The organism is Clostridium sp. MT-14 (assembly GCF_042436595.1).
GTDB lineage: Bacteria > Bacillota > Clostridia > Clostridiales > Clostridiaceae > Clostridium_B > Clostridium_B aromativorans.
Map to the genome: position 1 here is coordinate 1 of NZ_JBHMIY010000001.1, position 23,340 is coordinate 23,340.

Annotated in this window: 16 protein-coding genes; 5 read left to right on the forward strand and 11 right to left on the reverse strand. The window is 34.3% G+C overall.

The features are described from left to right. The 6 genes from ACFHWD_RS00005 to ACFHWD_RS00030 all read right to left on the reverse strand — a co-directional run. On the reverse strand, positions 1-108 hold a 108-nt coding region (locus tag ACFHWD_RS00005; RefSeq protein ID WP_378059986.1), incomplete at its 3' end, for a Gfo/Idh/MocA family oxidoreductase. A gap of 72 nt (positions 109-180) precedes the next feature. Then, positions 181-1,500 carry a nucleotide sugar dehydrogenase gene (locus tag ACFHWD_RS00010; RefSeq protein ID WP_150356190.1) on the reverse strand — a complete coding sequence of 440 codons (1,320 nt, stop codon included), beginning with the start codon at positions 1,498-1,500 and terminating at the stop codon, positions 181-183. 125 nt (positions 1,501-1,625) lie between these two features. Next, the gene (locus ACFHWD_RS00015; RefSeq protein ID WP_150356191.1) at positions 1,626-3,482 is read right to left on the reverse strand and encodes a nucleoside-diphosphate sugar epimerase/dehydratase; all 1,857 of its coding nucleotides are present in this window, start codon (positions 3,480-3,482) and stop codon (positions 1,626-1,628) included. A 101-nt stretch (positions 3,483-3,583) separates the two neighbouring features. Next, positions 3,584-4,507 (reverse strand): UTP--glucose-1-phosphate uridylyltransferase GalU, encoded by a 924-nt coding sequence (gene galU / locus ACFHWD_RS00020; RefSeq protein WP_150356192.1) that lies wholly within the window; start codon positions 4,505-4,507, stop codon positions 3,584-3,586. Positions 4,508-4,544: 37 nt separating this feature from the next. After that, the gene (locus ACFHWD_RS00025) at positions 4,545-5,651 is read right to left on the reverse strand and encodes a M48 family metallopeptidase (protein ID WP_150356193.1); all 1,107 of its coding nucleotides are present in this window, start codon (positions 5,649-5,651) and stop codon (positions 4,545-4,547) included. A 28-nt stretch (positions 5,652-5,679) separates the two neighbouring features. Further along, entirely contained in the window at positions 5,680-7,404 is a 1,725-nt protein-coding gene (locus tag ACFHWD_RS00030) for a phospho-sugar mutase (protein ID WP_150356194.1), read from the reverse strand. A 282-nt stretch (positions 7,405-7,686) separates the two neighbouring features. Here ACFHWD_RS00030 and ACFHWD_RS00035 point away from each other — a divergent pair, with 282 nt between their 5' ends. Then, complete coding sequence (locus tag ACFHWD_RS00035; RefSeq protein WP_378059715.1) at positions 7,687-9,147, forward strand: aminotransferase class I/II-fold pyridoxal phosphate-dependent enzyme; 1,461 nt, start codon at positions 7,687-7,689, stop codon at positions 9,145-9,147. A 61-nt stretch (positions 9,148-9,208) separates the two neighbouring features. Here ACFHWD_RS00035 and ACFHWD_RS00040 read toward each other — a convergent pair whose 3' ends face one another. From ACFHWD_RS00040 to ACFHWD_RS00055, 4 genes are all read right to left on the reverse strand, one after another. Next, positions 9,209-10,105 carry a bifunctional enoyl-CoA hydratase/phosphate acetyltransferase gene (locus ACFHWD_RS00040; protein ID WP_150356196.1) on the reverse strand — a complete coding sequence of 299 codons (897 nt, stop codon included), beginning with the start codon at positions 10,103-10,105 and terminating at the stop codon, positions 9,209-9,211. 105 nt (positions 10,106-10,210) lie between these two features. Beyond that, on the reverse strand, positions 10,211-11,230 hold the full coding sequence (locus ACFHWD_RS00045; protein ID WP_150356197.1) for an alpha-hydroxy-acid oxidizing protein: 1,020 nt from the start codon (positions 11,228-11,230) through the stop codon (positions 10,211-10,213). A gap of 326 nt (positions 11,231-11,556) precedes the next feature. After that, the gene (locus ACFHWD_RS00050; RefSeq protein ID WP_150356198.1) at positions 11,557-13,917 is read right to left on the reverse strand and encodes an endonuclease MutS2; all 2,361 of its coding nucleotides are present in this window, start codon (positions 13,915-13,917) and stop codon (positions 11,557-11,559) included. A gap of 34 nt (positions 13,918-13,951) precedes the next feature. Next, positions 13,952-16,321, reverse strand: a complete 2,370-nt coding sequence (locus tag ACFHWD_RS00055) for a DUF3656 domain-containing protein (RefSeq protein WP_378059718.1) — start codon at positions 16,319-16,321, stop codon at positions 13,952-13,954. 192 nt (positions 16,322-16,513) lie between these two features. Between ACFHWD_RS00055 and ACFHWD_RS00060 the strand changes: the two genes are divergently transcribed. From ACFHWD_RS00060 to ACFHWD_RS00075, 4 genes are all read left to right on the forward strand, one after another. After that, positions 16,514-17,743, forward strand: coding sequence for a DNRLRE domain-containing protein (locus tag ACFHWD_RS00060; protein WP_378059720.1), 1,230 nt, complete (start codon positions 16,514-16,516; stop codon positions 17,741-17,743). 608 nt (positions 17,744-18,351) lie between these two features. Next, complete coding sequence (locus ACFHWD_RS00065) at positions 18,352-19,068, forward strand: exosporium glycoprotein BclB-related protein (protein ID WP_378059722.1); 717 nt, start codon at positions 18,352-18,354, stop codon at positions 19,066-19,068. Positions 19,069-19,391: 323 nt separating this feature from the next. Continuing rightward, a complete protein-coding gene (locus tag ACFHWD_RS00070; RefSeq protein WP_229980738.1) occupies positions 19,392-20,441 on the forward strand; it encodes a glycosyltransferase family 2 protein in 1,050 nt (349 codons plus the stop codon). Between the two features lie 205 nt (positions 20,442-20,646). After that, positions 20,647-20,922 (forward strand): metal-sensing transcriptional repressor, encoded by a 276-nt coding sequence (locus tag ACFHWD_RS00075; protein WP_150356201.1) that lies wholly within the window; start codon positions 20,647-20,649, stop codon positions 20,920-20,922. A 151-nt stretch (positions 20,923-21,073) separates the two neighbouring features. On the opposite strand, the gene ACFHWD_RS00080 is transcribed toward ACFHWD_RS00075, so the two are convergent. Continuing rightward, a complete protein-coding gene (locus ACFHWD_RS00080) occupies positions 21,074-23,311 on the reverse strand; it encodes a methyltransferase domain-containing protein (protein ID WP_150356202.1) in 2,238 nt (745 codons plus the stop codon). Between the last annotated feature and the right edge of the window lie 29 nt (positions 23,312-23,340).

Sequence of the window (23,340 nt, forward strand, 5' to 3'; positions counted from 1 at the left end):
ATCACATACTGCCACTAAAACTGCTTCATCTTTATTGGCTGCCAGAGCTTCAACATGTTTATATGAAATCCTTCCACAGCCTATAATGGCAAATCTCAATTTCTTCATAGAAGTAACCTCTCTCTCTTTCTTTATCAATAGTATAAGTCCTACAAATTAGGACTTATACAAATTTCACTTTTATAATTTATGAATTTTATTTCTGTTGTTCTTAACATCTTTTGTAGCATTTCTGGTATCATATACAAGTTTTGCCCTTTCCACAATCCGCTCATAATCATAACAGCTGTGGTTTGTAGTTATAATTACTATATCACTTTCATCTATAACTTTTTCCCAGTCAACACTGTGATATTCTTTTCCCTTGTGCTTAAAATTCGGTATATAGGGATCATTTATTATGATATCCGCACCATTTGCTTCAAGATGTTCTATTACCTTGAGAGCAGGTGACTCCCTCATATCATCTATATCATTTTTATATGCTACTCCCATAAGGAGTACTTTTGCCCCATTCATGGCCTTTTTCTCATACTTGTTCAAAAGTTTCATGGCATTGTCCACTACAAATAGAGGCATTGAATCATTTATGTCTCCAGAAGTCTCTATAAGCTTAGTGTGAAAATCATACTCTTTTGCCTTCCATGAAAGATAAAATGGATCAAGTGGTATACAATGTCCTCCTAATCCCGGTCCCGGATAAAATGGCATAAATCCATAGGGCTTAGTCTTTGCCGCCTCAATTACTTCCCATATGTCTATTTTCATTCTATTACATAATATTGCCATTTCATTTATAAGTCCTATATTTATATTTCTAAATGTATTTTCAAGTATCTTCTCCATTTCAGCTACTGCCGGCGAAGATACCGTAAACACATCACTATTAAGTACACTTTTGTAAAGAGCTGCTGCAACTTCCGTACATTCGGGTGTACAGCCTCCAACTACCTTGGGTGTATTTTTGGTCTTGTATTTTTTATTCCCGGGATCAACTCTTTCAGGTGAAAATGCCAAAAAGAAATCCTCTCCACATTTCAATCCACCTTTTTCAAGTATAGGTTTCAGCACTTCTTCTGTTGTTCCAGGGTATGTAGTACTTTCAAGTACTACAAGCATTCCTCTGTGAAGATATTTCGCCACACTTTTAGTAGAATCAACTACATAGGACAAATCCGGCTGTTTGTATAGATCAAGTGGTGTGGGAACAGATATCGTAACTGCATCCACGTCCTTAACAAATCCAAAATCAGTAGTTGCCTTAAGTTTTCCTGCTTCAACAAGTTTGGATAAATCTGAATCAACTATATCGCCTATATAATTATTCCCTTTATTTACCATTTCTACTTTCTTATCCTGAACATCAAATCCTATAACATTAAATCCTACTTTTGCTTTCTCCACAGCAAGGGGAAGTCCTACATATCCTAAGCCTACCACTCCCAGCTTAGCAGTTCTATCCTTCAATTTTAATATCAATTCATCTTTTAATTGTGACATTTCTTTCCTCCCGAGTTCTATAATTTATATAAGTTCACCATATAGTTTTGTAACTTTTTTGGCATTTGTATTCTACGTAAAATACTTTTGGATTGTATTCTTTCCTGTATTGCCTCCCTGTCTGTTTATGCAGATTCCTCCTCATTTTTCTTTCTCCTATAAGTCGGAACCTTTTCCTCCATAAGCTTAAATATATCTTCCCTGCTTCCAACAACAGCTCTTTCAAATTGTGCTATGGATTGTTCCACAAACTTAATATCTACATTATCCGATTTTTCTACAAATATTTTATTGTGTTCCGTTGCAGTAAGTGCTATTTCATTCATAAGTGGTTCCTCATATAACTTTTCTCCGGGCCTCAATCCAGTATACTCTATTTTAATGTCAACATCAGGCTTATACCCGGAAAGTGTTATCAAGTCTCTTGCCAAATCAACTATTTTAACTGGCTTACCCATATCCAGAACGAATATCTCGCCTCCATGGGCTATAGCTCCGGCCTGTATAACCAGCTGGGCAGCCTCAGGTATTGTCATAAAAAATCTGTTTATCTCTGGATGTGTAACAGTAACCGGTCCCCCATGGGATATCTGTTTCTTGAAAAGTGGTATAACCGATCCATTGCTGCCAAGGACATTTCCAAATCTGACAGCAACGTATTCAGTACTACTTATTTGATCAAAAGCCTGAACCATGATTTCACAAAATCTCTTGGTAGCTCCCATAATATTGGTAGGATTAACAGCCTTGTCTGTGCTTATCTGGACAAATTTTTTGACATTGAATTCATTGCAGCATTTAAGTACATTATAAGTTCCTATTATATTGTTCTTTATTGCTTCTTCTGGATTCAATTCCATAAGCGGAACATGCTTATGGGCAGCAGCATGAAAAACCACATCTGGCTTATATTGTGAAAATATGCTTCTCATTCTATTTATATCCCTTATAGATGCTATTATAACTTCTTTATTCAACTCCGGATGATTGTAGTTCAATTCCATTTGAACACTGTATACATTATTTTCATATATATCCAGTATCAATAATTTTCTTGGATTGAACTTCGATATCTGCCTGCATAATTCTGAACCTATAGAACCGCCGCCTCCAGTTACCAATATTACTTTATCCCTTATGTACTTGTTTATATTACTGTTATTTAATTTTACCTCTTCTCTTCCAAGCAGATCCTCTATATTGACATCTCTCAGTTTGCTTATATTCACTCTTCCATCTACAATTTCATATATACCAGGAAGTGTTTTTAGCTTGCAATCGGTTTTTTTGCATATATTTATAATATTCCTCTTCGCATCTATATCCACGGAAGGAATTGCAATTATTATCTCTTCAACTTCCTTCCTTTTGCAAATATCTACAATATCATCTCTTCCCCCTAGTACCTCAATTCCACTTATAAACTTTCCCTTCTTGGAAACATCATCGTCAATAAGTCCCACTATATCGTAATTTAGATTATTATGTCTTTTTATCTCCTTTATCAGTATTGACGACGCATCACCTGCCCCTATTATTAAAAGCTTCTTACATCTTTTCCTTACTTCCTTTTCTCCCTTGCTCTGATCCACTATCCTTATTAAAAATCTGGTTCCACCCAATGTAATTACAGATAATATCCAAAAAATTATATGTACGGAAAATGGAAATCTATAATACCTATTCTCCAAAAATCTAAAATTTACAAAATGACTGTAAATCACAAATACAACATTTGAAAGTGAAATAGAATATATTATAGACATCAATTCCTCTATAGAGGCATACTTCCATATGCTGTTGTACAATTTAAAAAACTTATTAAATATAAGTGTTATGGCTATTACTGGAATTAAAGAAAGCTTCAAAAAGCCCATATATTCATCAGGTATCTTAAAGTCGAATCTTAAAAGCAGTGCAAAATACAACGAACCAACCAGTAAAACTATATCATATATAATAAGTTTTCTATCTTTCTGCATACCAACACTTCCTAAAGTTTTTTGCAAAAGTTTTAGACAAAACTCCCTTTTTCTATTTTACCTCATAATAAAAATTATTCAACATAATTTTATTTACGAATTTATGAACTTATTTTGTCAGATTTATCTATTATCTCCTCGTTTACTTTCTTAAATAATTCGGTTTTTTTCAAATCCAGAAGGTATTTCATAAAAGGCTTTTTAAGTTCATCCCTCTTCAAAGCATATTCTACAGTAGCCTGCAGGAACCCCAATTTGTCACCTACATCATATCTTCTCCCTTCAAAAGCATATGCATACATGGCTTCATTTTGAGCAAGTGTCCTGAGGGCATCTGTAAGTTGAATTTCTCCTCCTTTTCCAGGAGTGGTATTGTCAAGTATTTCAAATATAGATGGAGTTATTATATATCTGCCGAGTATAGCTATATTGGAAGGAGCTTCTTCCACTTTAGGTTTTTCTATTAAATCTTTAACCTTATATACTTTATTTTCTATATACATACCCTTAACTATACCGTATTTATAAACCTCGTTTTTATCTACTTCCTGAACTCCTATGATTGAAGTCTTATATTCATCGTAACAAGCTATAAGTTGTTTCAAGCAGGGAACTTTACTGTCTACAACATCATCTCCAAGCATTACTGCAAAAGGTTGATTACCCACAAAGGTCTTAGCACAACTTATGGCATGACCTAGTCCCCTAGGCTCTTTTTGCCTTATATAGTAAATATCCGCCATATTGGATATATCCTGCACCATCTTGAGAAGATCACCCTTACCTTTACTGTCCAGTTCTTTTTCAAGCTCCACAGATTTATCAAAATGATCCTCTATTGCCCTTTTATTTCTTCCGGTTATTATAAGTATCTCTTCTATTCCAGAGGCCACTGCCTCTTCTATAATATACTGTATAGTAGGCTTATCTACTATAGGAAGCATTTCTTTAGGTTGAGCTTTGGTAGCAGGTAAAAATCTTGTTCCAAGCCCCGCTGCCGGTATTATAGCCTTTTTTACATTCATTTTAAAGCATCCTTTCCATAATTTATTTAATACGTCTTTATTCTAAATGTTTTTTCGAATTGGGTATATTTTTGATTATATTCTCCAATTGAATTACTACCTCATCTTTTGGATTCAACTTTTTTGCCATCTCCAAATGAATTTTTGCATCTTTTAAATTTCCCAAATTTAAATAGCACATTATGAGATTCGTACATATTTCCACAGACTTAGTAGCTTCAAAAGCCTTCCTTAAATAAGCTACAGCAGTTTCGTAATCCCCTAAAGAAGCATAATTTATTCCCATTTCATTCACAATTTCCACTATACTGCTGTCTATATTTAAAGCTTCATTTAGATAATAAATTGCTTTTTCATAGTTTTCAAGCATCCTATAGGCAACAGCTATATAGTAGTATAAAAGAGCGCTGTCACCTAAGGTATCCATGAGTGGTATCAACAGCTTTAAGGCCTTTGTAGGATTAGCCGGTGTACCTTCTAAAAGCTCTTTCCCTCTGTCATAATTCACAATGGATATCAGCCACTGCTTTAAATCCGTTACCTCTATGGTTTCTTTGCCGCCATTTTTTATATAGGAATTTATACAAAATAATGCCCTCTCATAATCCCCATCTTCTTTTTTTAAAATGGCTTCATAAAAATATGGAAGTGCATAGTTTTCTTTGCCTTCAGCCTTTTCCAGAACATTTAATTCCTCTTCTCTATATACATTATTTTTCTTTCTCATTTCATCTACCATAATTATAAGTTTGTCATATATTTTTTTAGTATCTTCTAAAACAGATAGTCCTTTTAAATTTATATAAGCGTCCTCATAGTCTTTATCTTTAATATTTTTAGAAATTACACCCTTTATAAATTTATTATTGTCCTCATGGCTTATCAATATATCTTTATAATATTTGTCAAATTTGAAATTTTCGTCTGCGCCCAATACATAGTACATTCCTTCAATAAAATATCCTACAGGTATTTCATCCATATTCCTCTTGAATTTAATATTATTTACTATATATTTAGAATTAACAGGCAAATATATGTTTTCTGAAATTCTAACTCCAAATATCTTTTCCACATTTCTCTTGCTGATTTCAAGAAATAAAAATCCAGATAACTTCTCTGCAAAATATGATCTTATATCCATAAATTTTTATCACCTACACCGTTTATCATCAATCTGCATTTCTAATTATATCCATGACGTTTTTTTCCAGTACTGTCATCTTATTTTGGGAATCCTCAAGGCTTCTGCCTATTACAGAAAGATATATTTTTATTTTGGGTTCTGTTCCTGAAGGCCTTACCACAAACCAGGATTTATCCTCCATAATAAATTTAAGTACATTTGATTTAGGAAGCTCTATATTCTTTTCACTTATATTCACCAAATCTTTTTCCACACTCAATTTATAATCCAGTTTTTTAACTATTTTCACATCTCCAAGTACTCTTTTCATTGAATGCCTGAGGCAATGCATTATTGTCTCGATTTTTTCATGCCCTTTCTTTCCCTTAAGTTCTATTGGTATAAGCTTTTCCCTGTAAAAGCCATATTTTTTATAAAGATCTATCAAAGCTTCATAAAGACTTTTACCTTTCATTTTATAGTACAAAGTCATCTCACATACTAAAGTAGATGCAATCACTGCATCTTTATCCCTTACAAAATCTCCAGCTAAGTATCCATAGCTTTCTTCAAAACCAAATATATATTTTTTATCTCCCTCTTCTTCAAATTCTTTTATTTTCTCTCCTATATATTTGAATCCAGTGAGTACATTTATCAAATTGACTTTATATTCTCTTGCTATATCAGCTGCCATTTCTGTAGTAACTATAGTTTTAACTATTTCACCATTTTCAGGAAGCTTATTAAATTCCTTCAAAGAAGATAGAATATAATCGGTCAGAAGCACTCCAACCTGATTTCCTGTAAGTACTCTGTATTCACCCAGAGAATCTTTTACAACTACACCAAGTCTATCACAATCCGGATCTGTCCCAAATATTATATCCGGCCTTATATCTTTTGCCATATCTAGGGCAAGATGAAATACTTTTGGATCCTCTGGATTTGGATAAGCTGCCGTTGGGAAATTCCCATCTGGTTTCTCCTGTTCCTCAACCACAAATACATTTTTATATCCAAGTTCCTTTAGAGTTCTTCTCACCGGAATGTTTCCAGTTCCGTGAAGAGGTGTATATATAACTTTCAGATTTTCTGCATGAGAACGTACGAATTCTTTTCTTATCACCAGATTCTTCACTTTTTCTATATAAGACGTATCTATTTCTTCCCCTATAATATGTAGAAGATCTCTATTCTCAGCTTCATCCATACTGATGTGTTTTATCTCTGAAAAATCTTCAATACTCTCTATATTTGAAAGTATTTCATTTGCCCAGTCATCCGTTATCTGGCCGCCGTCTTCACCATATACTTTATATCCATTATATTGTTTTGGATTGTGGGATGCTGTTATGACAATGCCAGCTTTACATTTTAATTCTCTTACTGCATAAGAAAGCATTGGCGTAGGATGAAGTGTTTTAAAAAGATTTACCTTTATTCCATTTGCGCATAAATTACATGCTGCAGTCTGTGCAAATTCCCTGGACATTATTCTGCAGTCATAGGCTATTGCCACGGAAATATCTTTTTTATATTTTTTTATAAGATATTTAGACAACCCTTCCGTAGCTTTCCCAACAGTATATATATTCATTCTATTTGTACCCAGACCTATTATTCCTCTAAGTCCACCTGTACCAAATTCTAAATCTTTATAAAATCTATCTTCTATCTCTCTTTCATCATTTATGTTTTTTAATTCGAATTTTCCTTTCTCATCTATATAAGGTGAGTTCAGCCAATATTCATATTTCTCTCTATACATACCATTTCCCCCTATATGCACTATTTAATAAGTACTATTATACTATAAAACAAGATTAAAAACACTTAAGCCATATATTTTTACTATAGTTTTACTTTATACATTTATATGAAATATTATTTAAAATCTGTCAATAATTTATTCCATAAAATTTATGCCTATATTGTTGAATTTATAGATCATTTAACATATAATTATATTAGTTTTTATTAATAATACAGTCCAGCCCTTTAATTTCAAGAGTTAGAGGGATATTTTTATGAAGGAAGGTGCTTTATCAAGTTGTATAGATTAGATCAAAGTGAAACACCGTTATTTGATGCATTGATGGAATATGTAAATAGAGAAACTATACCTTTTCATGTTCCAGGTCACAAAAAAGGTGTTGGAGCAGATATGGAATTTAAAAAATTTATGGGTGAAAATCCTTTTAAAATCGATGTTACCGTATTTAAATTAGTAGATAGCCTTCATCACCCTAATGGGCCTATAAAAAAGGCTCAACAATTAGCTGCTGACGCTTATGGTTCAGATGCTGCTTTTTTCTCAATTCACGGCACTTCTGGAGCCATCCAGGCAATGATCATGTCCGTGGTAACTTCAGGTGATAAGCTCATAATCCCCAGAAATGTTCACAAATCTGTTACTGCTGGAATTATACTGAGCGGAGCTATCCCCGTATATATGCAGCCTGCCCTGGACAAAACTATTGGTATCGCACATGGTGTTACTCCCGAAACCGTAGAAAAAACCTTAAGGGAAAATCCTGATGCAAAAGCAGTTTTAATCATAAATCCCACTTATTATGGAGTGGCTGCGGATATGAAAAAAATTACAGACATCGTACATAATCATAACATTCCATTAATTGTAGACGAGGCTCATGGACCTCATCTTGGTTTCAATGACAATCTGCCGATATCATCTATACAAGCTGGTGCAGATATGTGTTCTCAAAGCACGCATAAAATAATTGGCGCCTTGACCCAGTGTTCACTACTTCATGTTAATTCAGAATATATCGACATAAATAGGGTACAGCAAGTATTATCATTACTTCAAACAACTTCCCCTTCATATATTTTAATGGCCTCTCTGGACTGTGCTAGAAGGCAAATAGCTCTCCACGGAAAAGAGCTATTGGATAAAGCTATTGAACTGGCAAATTATGCCCGATATGAAATAAATAATATTCCAGGCTTCTACTGCTTCGGCAAAGAAATAATAGGAAATGAAGGCGTATTTTCCCTAGATCCTACTAAAATAACCATAACCTGCAGGGACTTAGGAATTACTGGATATGACTTGGATATGATCTTATCAAATAAATACCACATTCAAATGGAGTTGTCGGATATATACAATATTCTAGCTGTAGGCTCCTTCGGTGATACAAGAGAAAATATGGATTCTCTGATTCATGCTTTGAAAGAAATAAGCAATGAATACTATGGTAAGGGAAATAAAAAATCAGATTTTCTGGATATACCTGCTATACCAAAACAATTAATAATTCCTCGAACAGCTTTCAATTCCACAAAAGTTTCAGTAGCTTTAAAAGACAGTGTAGGAATGATAAGTGGTGAATTTTTAATGGCATATCCACCGGGAATACCCATACTTTGCCCTGGAGAAGAAATAACAGGGGAAATTGTAGACTATGTACAGGAACTGAAAAATACTGGCCTATACATTCAGGGTACAGAAGATCCTGAAGTTGAATATATAAAAGTTGTAAAATAAAAAATCCGGTATATAAAGCATCCCATAAATACTTTATATACCCTTTATTATTCTCTTCAAGCTATGAAACAACTGATCCAAGAGCTATTGAATAAAGTTTTGACATTGCACTATTTGTTCTAGATACCAATACTACAGGACATTTAGCTCCAACTATAATTCCTGCATTTTCTGCACCTGCAAAATATGTCATGGATTTTCCAAGTAAATTACCTGCTTCTATATTGGGAACCAGCAATATATCTACATCACCTGCTACTTCACTTGTTATTTTTTTATGTTCTGCAGAGGTTTTAGACACAGCCACATCCAATGCTAGAGGTCCATCAACTATGCAGCCGCCTATCTGTCCTCTTTTATTCATTTGAGCCAGAACTGCCGCATCCAGCGTTGACTGCATATGTGCATTTACAACCTCCACTGCGCTTATGGCAGCTACCTTAGGCAAGGTTATTCCCAACCTGTTAGCTACAAAAACTGCATTTTTTATTATTCCGATTTTCTCTTCTAAATTAGGATAAGTCAGCATTCCTCCATCTGTCAAAAATAATAATTTATGGTATGCTGGAACTTCATAGATCATTACATGAGATAAAAGTTTACTTTTTCTAAGCCCCGTTTCTTTATTTAAAACAGCCTTCAGCATTTCTGCCGTTTTAAGCATACCCTTCATTATAAATTGAGCTTTTCCCTCAGATACAAGTTTCACCGCTGCCGCTGCTGCTTTAGATGGATCTTTCTCATTTACTATCTCTATATTATTTTTATGTAAATTTTCTCTTTCTAAAATATCAACTATACTTTTCTTATCCCCTACTAAAATTGCATCTATGATTCCAAGTTTTACTGCTTCTGTAACAGCTTTTAAAACTTCTTCATCTTGAGCTACAGCCACAGACAGTACTTTTTTACTTTTTTCTTTAGCTATATCCACAAGTTCCACTAGTTTTTTTACCATTTTACATGTTCCCCTTCCACACCTCAAAAATAGCAAAAGTAAATTTTTTTAATCCTATGATAAAATTTACTTATTGCTATTTTCATTCTATGTTATTAAATTTGATTATCTGCTGTATAATATTCTACTATCTACATGCTCAATAGATTTACATCCAGTTAAAACCATGGCTGACTTCAGTTCACTCTTTAAATTTTCCACGTATAATTTTACTCCTTCTCGCTGTCCTCCAAAAGATGCAGTTACGAATGGTCTACCTATAAGCACGGCATCTGCGCCAAGTGCTAACATTTTGAGTATATCTACACCGCTTCTGATTCCGCCATCTGCTAATATTGTAACCTTTCCCTTAACTGCTTTAGCTATGTCCGGAAGAACTTCTGCCACTCCTGGAGTTTGATCTAAAACCCTACCACCGTGATTTGAAACTACTATTGCATTGACTCCGGCTTCTACAGCAAGCTCTGCCTCATCTGGCGTCATTATACCCTTTAGTATAAATGGAAGTTTAGTGCTTTCCACTATCTCTTTTATCTCCTCTATAGTTTTAGGACCCACGGGTTTTCCATGAAGTGCTAAAGTTATAAGACCTGCTGCATCTATATCCATTCCCACGGCAAAAACGCCTGCCTCTTCTGCAATTTTTATTTTACTTATAACATTTTTATTTTCCCAGGGTTTTATTATAGCTATACCATTGCCACTATATTCCTTCAGCTTTTTTAAATTGGTTATCAGAAAAGAATCTACAGCAGTATCTCCCACTATAGGATATATCCCTCCATCCAGACATCCTCCTATAACCCAGGATATATATTCTTCTTCAGTAAATTTCCCTCCCATGTTAAGGGTAGTCCCAGAGACTGGAGCTGCCAGTACAGGTATGTCCATTTTTCTTCCAAATATCTGTATGGAGGTATCTGGATTTTTAGCATCATGTATAACCCTCATATTCAGCTTGTATTTATTAAGTGAATTGAAGTTTTCTTTAAAAGAATCTCCTGTTCCCTTTCCTCCCATACCTGGAACTTCTCCAGCACAGGCATTTCCATTACAAGCAGGACATACCCTGCAACTTCCATTTAAATTTTCACGTGCATTTTTCAATACATCCTTATAATTCATGACAATAATACCGTTAAATAATGAAATTACATTAGCATGTAGAATTTTCATTATTCAGCGGATTTTTCACCCCTCTCTCTTTTAATAAAATTTTCTTTCAACGCTGCCCCTGTCAACATCCCCCAGCCTCAACTCTATGAAGTCATGGACAGACATTGGCAAATACCTATATAATTCTTCTAATATTCAGATGCAGAAAGTATATTTCCATGAGTAAACTTACCTAAGTCTAAATAACATTTAATATAATAATTATATCATATAAGATAGCGCTATTACTGTTAAAAAGTTTTAGAAAAATTTTTCATCTTACTTCATAGATTTAATCATTTTAACTCTACTATTGTGACGCCTGTACCGCCTTCACCATATTCCCCTAACCTATAATTTTTTACATGAGAATGATGTTTCAGCATATCTGCTATAGAATTTCTAAGTACACCGGTACCTTTTCCATGTATTATAGTGACTTCCTTCAGCCCACCTAGATAAGCGTCATCTAAATATTTATCTGTAATATAAGTTGCCTCTAAAGAATCCATTCCCCTCAAATCTACGGAAGTAGAAACACTTCTTAAATTCAGTTTAGCTTCTCTTTTAACCTTCTTCTTATCATTACTTGGGCTATTTTTACATGCTCTTAAATCTCTTAGATTCACTGTTATCTTCATAATTCCAGCTTGAACCTGAAGTTCCCCTTTAGCATCCGGTTTAGACAAGACCAGTACTTTTTGATTCAAAGAAGGTATAAACACTTCCTGCCCTTCTTTTACCGACTCAAGCCTATCCCCTTCCTCATCTCTGGTTTTATACAGATCCTCCTCAGTTTTTTCCAGTTTATTTTTCAATTTTTTTCTGTTTTCCTCTAGCTTATGTCTCGCTGAAGAAGTATATCCCATCCTCTCCAATTCTCTCATGTCCTTTAAAATTTTGTCCGCCTCTTCCTTGGCCTGTTTTAATATTTCTTTTGCCTCTCTCTTGGATTCAATAATAGATTTATCTCTTATATTCTGAAGTCTATCTGCTTTTTCCTGATATTTAGATTTAATCTTATCTGCCTCATTTTTTAAAATTTCTGCTTCTCTGGCAAAATTTTCAGCTTTTGCCCTCTTTTCTTGAAGACTCTGAATCAAATCTTCAAATCTCAAAGCATCGCTGGTTATATTTCTCCTTGCATCCTCTATAATAAATTCGGGAAGTCCAAGTCTTTTTGATATTTCAAAAGCATTTGACTTTCCGGGCAATCCTATCATAAGTCTGTAAGTAGGCCTCAATGTTTCCACATCAAATTCCACCGATGCATTTTCCACCCCTTTACTTTTCAGTGCATATACTTTCAATTCACTGTAATGAGTTGTAGCAACTATGGTGCATCCCCTATTCTTTAAATTTTCAAGTATGGACACCGCTAGTGCTGCACCCTCCGTAGGATCTGTACCTGCACCCAGCTCATCAAATAGCACCAAGGATTTCTCATCTGATTTCTTGATTATATTCACTATATTAGTCATATGAGAAGAAAAAGTGGATAAATTCTGCTCAATGCTCTGTTCATCTCCAATATCTGCAAATATCTCATTAAAGAACCCCACAGTTGAATTTTCTCTTGCAGGTATCATAAGCCCACTCAATGCCATAATATGTAAAAGGCCTATGGTTTTAAGAGCTACAGTTTTACCTCCTGTATTCGGCCCGGTTATGACCAGACATGTAAAGTCCCTGCCTATGTGCATATCCATTGGCACTACAATTTTCCTATCTATAAGAGGATGTTTACCTTCTATTATATCCACCAATCCCTCATCATTTACATTCGGCACAACTGCATTTAATTCACTTCCAAACTTAGCCTTTGCAAACACAAAATCCAATTCCCATATTATATCTGCATTGATTTTAACTTCATTTATATTCCCATATATTTCACTGGACAATTGAGCCAATATCCTGTCTATTTCTGCTTTTTCCTTCAATTTTAGTTCTTTTATCTCATTGTTTAAATTTACAAGCCCCATTGGTTCTATATAAAGAGTAGCTCCGCTGGAACTCTGATCATGGACAAGACCTGGTACTGAAGCTTTATTTTCTGCTTTCACAGGCAGTACATATCTATCTCCTCTCATAGTATATAAATTATCCTGTAAATATGAAGAATAAGACCTCATAAGTGAATTCACCTTATCCCTGACGGAAGTATTTTTATCTTGTAAATTTCTTCTTATACTATATAATACAGGGCTTGCTTTATCCGACACCCTTTCTTCACTTTCTATGGACATAAAAATTTTATTCTCCAGCTCCATCAAAACCGTAATATTTGAACATATATCCTCTATTATTTTAAAATGCTCTTCTTCCTCTTTGGCACTTATATACTTTTTAAATCTTCTAGCAGCTCTTAAAATAGCACCTATCTTCAAAATTTGTTCCGGCATCAGCACAAAACCTTTTTGGGCCATCTCTATGCCCTGTCTTACATCATACACTCCTTCAAAAGGCGGTGCTCCCTTAAGCACAAGAAGTCTTAAAGCCTCACTGGTTTCCTTCAAATGCTCCTTTACTTCATATATATTATTGTATGGAGCTAGAGATTCTATTAGATCTTTCCCTGCACCGGTATTTGCATATTTTTTTAATTTTTCTTTTATTTTATAAAACTCCAGTATTTTTAAAGACTTTTCATTCATTTAAATCTATCTATCCTTTCAGTCAAAAATAAATTTATTCTACACCATTTTTATAATGACCCCGTGTAAACTTGCTAAAATCACCCTTAAACATTTCTTTTTGAAAACATGACAATATACTTTTAACCTCATTATAATCTTCATCAATAAAATCTGCTCTGAAGCTATTAATACCTATACTTCTCAACTCCTTCATATTCGATATCAAATTAATAGGTACAGAATTGTATATATAACTTCTACAAAATTTATCTGTTTTCAACACAAACTTTTTTTTCTTTCTGTCCAGAAGTAAAAAACCTTCCCTTCTGCAGGGTTCACTGCAATTTTTAAAACGGCCTTTATTCCCTATAGTACTTCCTACAACACAGTATTCACTTACCATAAGTTCTATTTTGCCGTATACGAGCACTTGTGCTTTGACATCACTTTTCCCAATAATATCTTCTATTTCATTTCTATTTAATTCCACACTTAGACAATCTCCACTTGTGATTTTACCATAAAAATCTAATGCAGAACTATTGGTTATATTTAATTTGTAATCCCCTAAAATTCTTATTTTATCTTTAAATTTACTCATTATGCCTAAGTTAGCTGTAACTATACCTTCAATCTTATTTAAGTTTTTATTTATAAAATTCTCTATATAACTAAACTCTCCTCTTATTATATTAGGTACTCTGACATATATTTTTTTGAATTTCAAGCTTTCTAAATTATTAATTTTTTCCCGCTGAAATGGATTTATGCATATATACTGAAAGTCCGATTCCAGTACTGCTTTTAATTGTTCACAGTTGTTTACAAATATCATTTTACGAGGCAGCTCATTTCCAACAAATTTACTTTTTATAATAAACGGATGATGAATTTCATTGTTGAAATTATTATCGTTTCTACCTTTACGCAATATATATTCCCTGACTTTTTTCAAAAGCTTTCTTCTAACTTCATTTAAAGCAGATATAGGTAAAAATCCATTTTCAAAATATTTAAATTCTATACTTTTGAATTCAAACATCTCTTTTCCCGTTTTATTTAAACTTTCACATATTCTCTCTTTGCTCAAAGGCTGCTTTAATGCCTCTACAATTTTTTCCCCCTCTACCCTAAAATCCAGTTGATCATAAACTGTATGTAGTGCAATAGGCTCTCCCCTCTTAAATTTCACGGTTAAAAGTAATTTAATTTTTTTCAGAGATCCATCCTTATAATTTTCTCTCAGTTTTTTAATCTGAAGAAAATCAGAAGTTCTATACACAATATTTCCAACTTTATAATTAGAAGGGAGAATTTTTACATTTTCTCCTGTACAAGCTTTTATTACCTCCCTCTTTCCCTTTAATATTTTAGAAATCACAAATCCTGAATTTCCCATCCGGACTCCATCACCTACAGATATGTCCTCCATTAAAGAAATACTTTTATCCTCTTTAATAGTACCTATTTTTACGCCAGTGTTTTTAGGAAAAGCATAGGACATCATATCTTTCCCAGTATTTCCAAACAAGTAGGCTTTCGAAAATCCCTCTCTATTGAACAATTGCAAAAGATTTCTTTTACTGTAATTCAAATAAGACATATCTTCTAATTTTTCAGGATTTTCATAAAAACTATCAATCATTTTTCTATATTCTTTTACCACTCCTGCCACATATTCGGGTCTTTTCATCCTGCCCTCAATTTTTAAAGAAGATGTACCGGTTTTTATTATTTCTCCTATATTTTCAATGGTACACATATCTTTAGGACTTAAAAGATATCCATGTTTTCTATTTTTACCCTTTTCATCTATTATTTCATAGGGCAGCCTGCAGGGCTGTGCACATCTTCCTCTATTACCACTCCTACCTCCGATAATACTGCTCATAAGACACTGTCCCGAATAGCAAACACACAATGCACCATGTACAAACACTTCTGTTTCTAAACCTAGATCTCTTGATATACGTTCTACTTCATTCAGTGAAAGTTCTCTTGAAAGCACTATTCTTTTAAACCCCATTTTTTTTAAAAATAAGGCAGCTTCTCCATTATGTATGGTCATTTGAGTGGATGCATGTAATTCAAAATTTGGAAGTATCCTTTTCAAAATAGAAGAAAAACCTATATCCTGTACTATAAGGGCATCTACTCCAATATCATATAAGAATGTTGCATATCTACAAGCTTTTTTCAATTCTTCTTCCTTTATTATAGTATTTACAGTTACATATATTTTAACATTGCGGAGATGGCAATATTCCACTGCATTTTCCATATTCTTATCATCAAAATTAGGTGCATAAGCCCTGGCAGAAAATTTACTTCCCCCAAGATAAACAGCATCTGCTCCTAATTCAACTGCCGCATACATGCTTTCTAAATTTCCTGCTGGAGCCAATAGTTCTATCTTTTTCATCGATTTCTCTCCTCCATATCAATATTATATAATAAACCAATATAATTGAAAATCACAGGGTTATTTTATCTTTTTAAATATATATTATTTTAAAACATGTAACAAAACGCCAAAAAATTTATATATTATAATTGAAACAGTTTTAAATTATTGTACAAGAGAATAATACTCGAAAAGTGAGGAGGAAAATTTATGGCTTTTTACAAGGCTTATCCAACTGATGATGTATATATATCTCAATTCTTTCCAAATCAAAACTTCGTTTCATCATCCGTTTTGTATACAGGAGAATATGTCCAATACAATGGATGCCCAGATGATTATAGAAGCCTATTAAAATTCGATATTGCCAGCTCAATACCTTCTGGAGCCACAATAGCGAATGCAACCCTATATCTTTATGTAAATCGAAAAGAACAATCTGATTGTCAACAGCCATATCAACAGATAACTGTTTATAATAATTTAAGTGATTTTAATGAAAGTTCAGTTACCTGGAATAATGCACCTAATATTTCCATGACCCCATACACTAAAAGAATATTAGATGAGGATGTTTGCAATTATATACAAATAGATATCACAAATTTAGTCCTTAATTGGTATGAAAACACAGTTGCAAATAATGGAATAACCTTAGCTAGTTCAGAAGACATCATTAATACTATAATAGGTTACGACAGCAGCAGAGGAAATTACCCACCTTATTTACTAATAAGAGATGACTACTGCCATGATCCCTGTTATGATCCTTGTCATCCCATATGCCCACCAGTATGCCCAACTGGCGCCACAGGCCCGACAGGACCGACTGGTGCTACTGGACCAACCGGTCCTCAGGGTATTCAAGGAACTCAAGGGCCGACCGGCGCNTGGATCAACTGGTGCTACTGGACCAACTGGTCCTCAAGGCATACAAGGTGTTCAAGGACCTACCGGCGCTACTGGTCCTCAAGGAATCCAAGGACCGACCGGTGCCACCGGGCCGCAAGGTGTTCAAGGTGTGACGGGACCTACTGGGTCAACTGGTGCTACTGGTCCTCAAGGTATTCAAGGTGTAACTGGACCTACTGGATCAACCGGTCCTCAGGGTATTCAAGGAACTCAAGGGCCGACCGGCGCTACTGGTCCTCAGGGAATTCAAGGCGTAACTGGACCAACCGGACCTCAAGGTGTTCAAGGACCTATAGGGCCAACCGGGCCTCAAGGTGTTCAGGGTATTCAGGGCGTTCAAGGACCCACCGGCGCTACCGGACCTCAAGGTATTCAAGGTGTGACGGGACCTACTGGACCGACCGGGCCAACGGGACCTACTGGACCTCAAGGTATTCAGGGCGTTCAGGGGCCGACCGGNTCCTCAGGGTATTCAAGGAACTCAAGGGCCGACCGGCACTACTGGTCCTCAGGGAATTCAAGGCGTAACTGGACCAACCGGGCCTACGGGGCCTACTGGACCTCAAGGTATCCAAGGAATTCAAGGACCAACTGGTCCGACCGGACCTCAAGGAATTCAAGGCGTAACTGGACCAACCGGACCTCAAGGTGTTCAAGGACCTATAGCGCCAACCTGTCCTCAGGGTATTCAAGGAACTCAAGGGCCGACCGGCGCTACTGGTCTTCAGGGAATTCAAGGCGTAACTGGACCAACAGGGCCTACTGGGCCTACTGGACCTCAAGGTATCCAAGGAATTCAAGGACCAACTGGTCCGACCGGACCTCAAGGAATTCAAGGCGTAACTGGACCAACCGGACCTCAAGGTGTTCAAGGACCTATCGGGCCAACCGGGCCTCAAGGCGTTCAAGGTCTGAAGGGACGAACAGGCCCAACAGGACCTACTGGACCTCAAGGTATCCAAGGAATTCAAGGACCAACTGGTCCGACCGGACCTCAAGGAATTCAAGGCGTAACTGGACCAACCGGACCTCAAGGTGTTCAAGGACCTATAGGGCCAACCGGGCCTCAAGGTGTTCAGGGTATTCAGGGCGTTCAAGGACCCACCGGCGCTACCGGACCTCAAGGTATTCAAGGTGTGACGGGACCTACTGGACCGACCGGGCCAACGGGACCTACTGGACCTCAAGGTATTCAGGGCGTTCAGGGACCAACAGGTGCTGCCGGGCCTCAAGGCGTTCAAGGTCTGAAGGGACGAACAGGCCCAACAGGACCTACTGGACCTCAAGGTATTCAGGGCGTTCAGGGGCCGACCGGTGCTACTGGCGGAGGCGGTGCTATAATCCCATTTGCATCAGGTGTTCCCACTTCATTAACTACTGTTTTAGGTGGGTTATTAGGTACCGTAAGCCTAGTTGGGTTTGGCAATTCAGCTGCTGGTGTTAATATTGCAAGCAATGGTACTATTGATTTAACAGGTGCTTCGGGAACTTTGCTTAACCTGGCACTTTCTGTTCCTCGTACCGGTACTATAACTTCAATAACTGCATATTTCAGTACTACTGCATCATTGACTCTTATGGGATCAACCGTAAGCATTACCGCACAATTATACCAGTCAACTATACCCGATAACACTTTCACCCCAGTTTCTGGTGCTGCTGTAACATTATCTCCAGCATTAACAAATATAATTTCAATTGGCTCTGTCAGCAGCGTTTCTATTTCAGGTCTGTCGATACAAGTAACTACGGGGACTCGTTTATTAATGGTATTTTCAGCAGACGTCACATCCGGTATTGATTTAGCTACAACTATTGCAGGTTATGCAAGTGCTGGCGTCAATATTGACTAGCTTAGTCCTTTAATAAATATGAGTGTTACAAAATCATTTTTAAATAATTTTGTAACACTCCTTTTTAAAATTTGTCTAAACCCAGTAATTACTTAGTTTTATATCATCAAATGATTCTTAGATCTTTGAAAAAAATTTTTTTATAAGCAGATTTGACTTCTATGAACTTAAGAATTATTTTATCCAAGTGCATATTCAAATATCAGAGTTCAAATATCAAATAATAGTAATTTTAGGATAGACTTTAAAATCAACTAAATTCAATGTTTAAATATAAGAATGGAGATGATATATTGAAACATTCCATAAGCATAAGCCTGTGTATGATAGTAAAAAATGAAAGTGCTACAATAGAACGCTGTTTGTCATCAATTAAAAATATAGTCGATGAAGTTATAATAGTTGATACTGGTTCTTCTGATAATACAAAGAATATATGTAGAAAATTTACTGATAAAATATATGATTTCAAATGGATAGATGACTTTTCAGCAGCAAGAAATTTCTCTTTCAGTAAAGCAACCAAAGATTATATATTGTGGCTTGATGCAGATGATATCCTACTTTCCGATGATATAAAAAAATTTGAAGTTATGAAGAAATCCTTCGATATTTCCTTAGATTCTGTAACTATGAATTATAATGTTGGATTCGACGAATATGATAATATTACTTTGAGCTACAGACGTAATAGATTAGTCAAAGCTTCCCGAAATTTTAAATGGATAGGTTTTGTCCATGAATATCTAGAAGTATATGGTAATATATTTAATTCTGATATTAGTATAACACATAAAAAAGTAAATTATAAGCCAAATCGTAACATTGAAATATATGAAACTAAACTAAAAGAAGGAGTTCATTTTTCTTTAAGAGATATTCTCTATTACGGAAATGAGCTTTATGAGCATAAAAGATATATCGAGGCTATTCAGTATTATTCTAAATTTCTAGAATCAAATGAAGGATGGTCAGAAGATAAAATTAGAGTGTGCAATAATATATGTGATTACTATTTATCAATAAATAAACCTGAAGAATCTAGAAAGTATATATTCAAAAGCTTTGAATACGGTAATCCTAGAGCCGAAGGATGCTGTAGAATTGGATTTTCATTTCTAAATGAAAACAAACTATATCAGGCTATATTCTGGTATGAAACAGCTTTGAAATTAGAAAAGCCTAAGAACAGTCTAGGGTTTTTTAATGAAGCTTGCTGGACCTGGCTCCCTCATCTTCAACTGTGTGTCTGCTACGATAAACTCGGTAATCACAAATTAGCTTACTATCATAATGAAATGGCCAGTAAATTCAGACCTAATGACAAGCATATACTTTTTAACAAAAAATATTTTCAGAATATGAATATATAATTTATCTCTTTTTCAAAGTTAAATAAAAAATAACATGTCAAAAATATCCTCTTTCAGCGATATTCTTGACATGTACATAATTAATTACTATATTGTAATAAAGGCATAAAAACAGATTCGTTGGCCTTTATATTTGTGCTAAACAATTTCATTTTACAAAGTTGATCTTAATATAAAAATATAAATTAGAAAAGAGGATACTGTTATGAAACAGTGCATGGATTCTGACAATTTACATAGACGTATTAAAAAAATCATAGGACAGATAAATGCTATTGATAAAATGATTGATGAAGATATTCCCTGTGAAGATATTTTAATACAGATCAATGCAGCTAAAAGTGCAATGCACAAAGTGGGGCAAATAGTTTTGGAAGGTCATTTAAACCACTGCGTCAGGGATGGAATTCAACATGGAGATGCTGAGAAAACCATATCACAATTTGCAAAAGCATTAGAACATTTTTGCAGGATGTCCTAAAATATCTTAAACTGTCTATATAAACTCGTGCAGCTTTTTTATTGACAAGAATATAAGCATGACATTAAATTTTACTGCTGTAACTTTGGTTATATAATGATGGGTTTTCAGCAATAGCTGAAAACCCATTTGAATTTTAATATTTTTGACTTCAGTTTCTACTTTTGACTCCCCACACCAAATAAATTTTATTATTTTCTCCCATATTAAAAACATAAATATCGTGAATATTTACAATAGAATTATATCTTTTTAAAATATCAATTTTGGAATTGAACCATCTAACATGACCTTCAGAATAAAAATTAGGTACAGAAAATATAATATTCGAGCCACCTTTAATTCTACCTATTAACTTCAGATCTCCATTCAAATGCTCCAAGACTTCAAACAAAACAACCGTGTTATACTCATCGTCCATTATGTCGGATGTATAGGCATTGTCCACTTTAAACAAATTCCTGTATTTATCATTTCTTATTTTAGCTATTCTAATTGCCCTTTCACTGAAATCTATCCCCCTGTAACTGGTTATACCATTATCAAATACAAAATTGGCAAATTGACCGACTCCACAGCCTATATCTAGGATACTAATACTATCTATACCTTTAATAATTTCTATGCTCTTACTCCAAACAGGAAAATAATGAGTTTCACTATAATGCTTTAAATAGGTTTCATTCCATCCGCCGCTTTTGTATACAGTATTATAAAACTGGCTCTGCTTTTCCTTAAAATCAAAATCATCCCCGTGAAAATTAGAAATTACCCCATCAAATACATTGGCCAGGCTTTCCGTGAGGTGTTTTCTTTCATACTTTTCAATTTCACTATTTATTTCAAAATGGTCTTTATAATTATTTTCCCAATTTTTATAGACTTTCAATGTATGATCTTTTATGCCATCTACATCATCTATTTCAAAATTTTTGCCCCTATGTGTTTTAAGAATCAATTTTTCCACTAAGCTGCCCTTAGGTGACAGAGATATAACTTGTCTACATAATCTCAAATACTCAAAAATCTTGCCTGTATACACGGATTTTACCCTCACATCACTTCCAATTATCAGCAAGAGCAAATCCGCCCTGCTGGCATTTCTCAAGCTATCTACATGAGTCATGTAACTTTTTACTTCTATAACTTTATATATATCCAATTTAATAATTTTATCTAAAATATCTTCTTCAATTTTCCCGACAAATTCTATACTTATTTTTTTTCTATGAATTTTTTTCTCCTGTATTAATTGATTTACAGCAATTATAAAGTAATATGGATTTATTTCAAGATAAAGAGAGCCATTAAAAATTACTGTAAATTTGTCATTTCTATTTTTATTTTCTCTTATGCTCTTAAAATCATCTTCATCATACCCATTGGTAATGGTTTTTACCTTGCTTTCAGCTAAATTGAATTCATTTATATAATTTCCCCTTGATATTTCACTTACAGTTAATATCTTATCTGAACATCTCAATATATTATTTTCCATCTTTCTCTGCATTTTATATAATATAGATTGCTTATCTAAATCAAAATAAGGATTATTTGTCCATTCATCTCTAAAATCAGCTATCCAAGGTTTTTTATACTTTTCTTTTAAATAATATCCTATTATATGATCAGAATAAGGTCCAGAAGTCGAATAAACCAAATCTATATCATCAAAATCAATAATATCTCCTATTTTATCCATAACCTCAACAGCCCAGGTAACATTTATATCAGTAACAAAAATTAGATTTTTAAAATTATTTTGTAGTTTCAATAACTCTATTTCATACTGCCTTGTCAAATAATCGTCCTTTACGATTCCTCCATATAAATCAACAAAATCCTTATAATATTTATTATCTATATCTGTTTCCTCTATTCTGATAACTTGGATATCTTTTGGAATTTCACAAAGCAGAGTATGATCTTCAGGTGTAAATTTCCAATTCAAAACCGTAACAATTACCGGCTCATAATTAAATTCTCTCAAATACTTCACAAATTTTAAAGTTCTTTGAACTCCTGATCCTCCTATTGGGGGAAATATATATGCAATAATTAAAACTTTTTTCCTTCTATTATATTTCTTTATTTTTTCTATATCTTCACATCTGGAAATCTTATATTTAACCATTTCCATCATCTTATCCCTGGAAATACAACTTATTTTTTTGTACAAGACATATGCATTTATATATTCATTTTGAATTTCATATAAATTGGCCAAAACATATAGCAAATTCACATTTAGCGGATCAACCTTCAGTCCTTCATAGAGCATATTACAGACTTCATCTAAATTACTTCCTTCTATAAGAATTTTTAATTTGTCTTTTAGCTCTTTTCTATGGACTGTCAATTTAGTTTTATCATTAAAATTTTTATTCATATTCTCACCTTTTATAATCTGTAAATAAT

Coding starts and splice junctions, on each gene's coding strand:
- ACFHWD_RS00070 (WP_229980738.1), top strand. CDS start 19,392: ATGATAGTAAAAAATGAAAGTGCTACAATAGAACGCTGTTTGTCATCA.
- ACFHWD_RS00050 (WP_150356198.1), bottom strand. CDS start 13,917: ATGAATGAAAAGTCTTTAAAAATACTGGAGTTTTATAAAATAAAAGAA.
- ACFHWD_RS00025 (WP_150356193.1), bottom strand. CDS start 5,651: ATGGATATAAGATCATATTTTGCAGAGAAGTTATCTGGATTTTTATTT.
- ACFHWD_RS00015 (WP_150356191.1), bottom strand. CDS start 3,482: ATGCAGAAAGATAGAAAACTTATTATATATGATATAGTTTTACTGGTT.
- ACFHWD_RS00055 (WP_378059718.1), bottom strand. CDS start 16,321: ATGAAAAAGATAGAACTATTGGCTCCAGCAGGAAATTTAGAAAGCATG.
- ACFHWD_RS00010 (WP_150356190.1), bottom strand. CDS start 1,500: ATGTCACAATTAAAAGATGAATTGATATTAAAATTGAAGGATAGAACT.
- ACFHWD_RS00080 (WP_150356202.1), bottom strand. CDS start 23,311: ATGAATAAAAATTTTAATGATAAAACTAAATTGACAGTCCATAGAAAA.
- ACFHWD_RS00075 (WP_150356201.1), top strand. CDS start 20,647: ATGAAACAGTGCATGGATTCTGACAATTTACATAGACGTATTAAAAAA.
- ACFHWD_RS00040 (WP_150356196.1), bottom strand. CDS start 10,105: ATGGTAAAAAAACTAGTGGAACTTGTGGATATAGCTAAAGAAAAAAGT.
- ACFHWD_RS00045 (WP_150356197.1), bottom strand. CDS start 11,230: ATGAATTATAAGGATGTATTGAAAAATGCACGTGAAAATTTAAATGGA.
- ACFHWD_RS00030 (WP_150356194.1), bottom strand. CDS start 7,404: ATGTATAGAGAGAAATATGAATATTGGCTGAACTCACCTTATATAGAT.
- galU (WP_150356192.1), bottom strand. CDS start 4,507: ATGAATGTAAAAAAGGCTATAATACCGGCAGCGGGGCTTGGAACAAGA.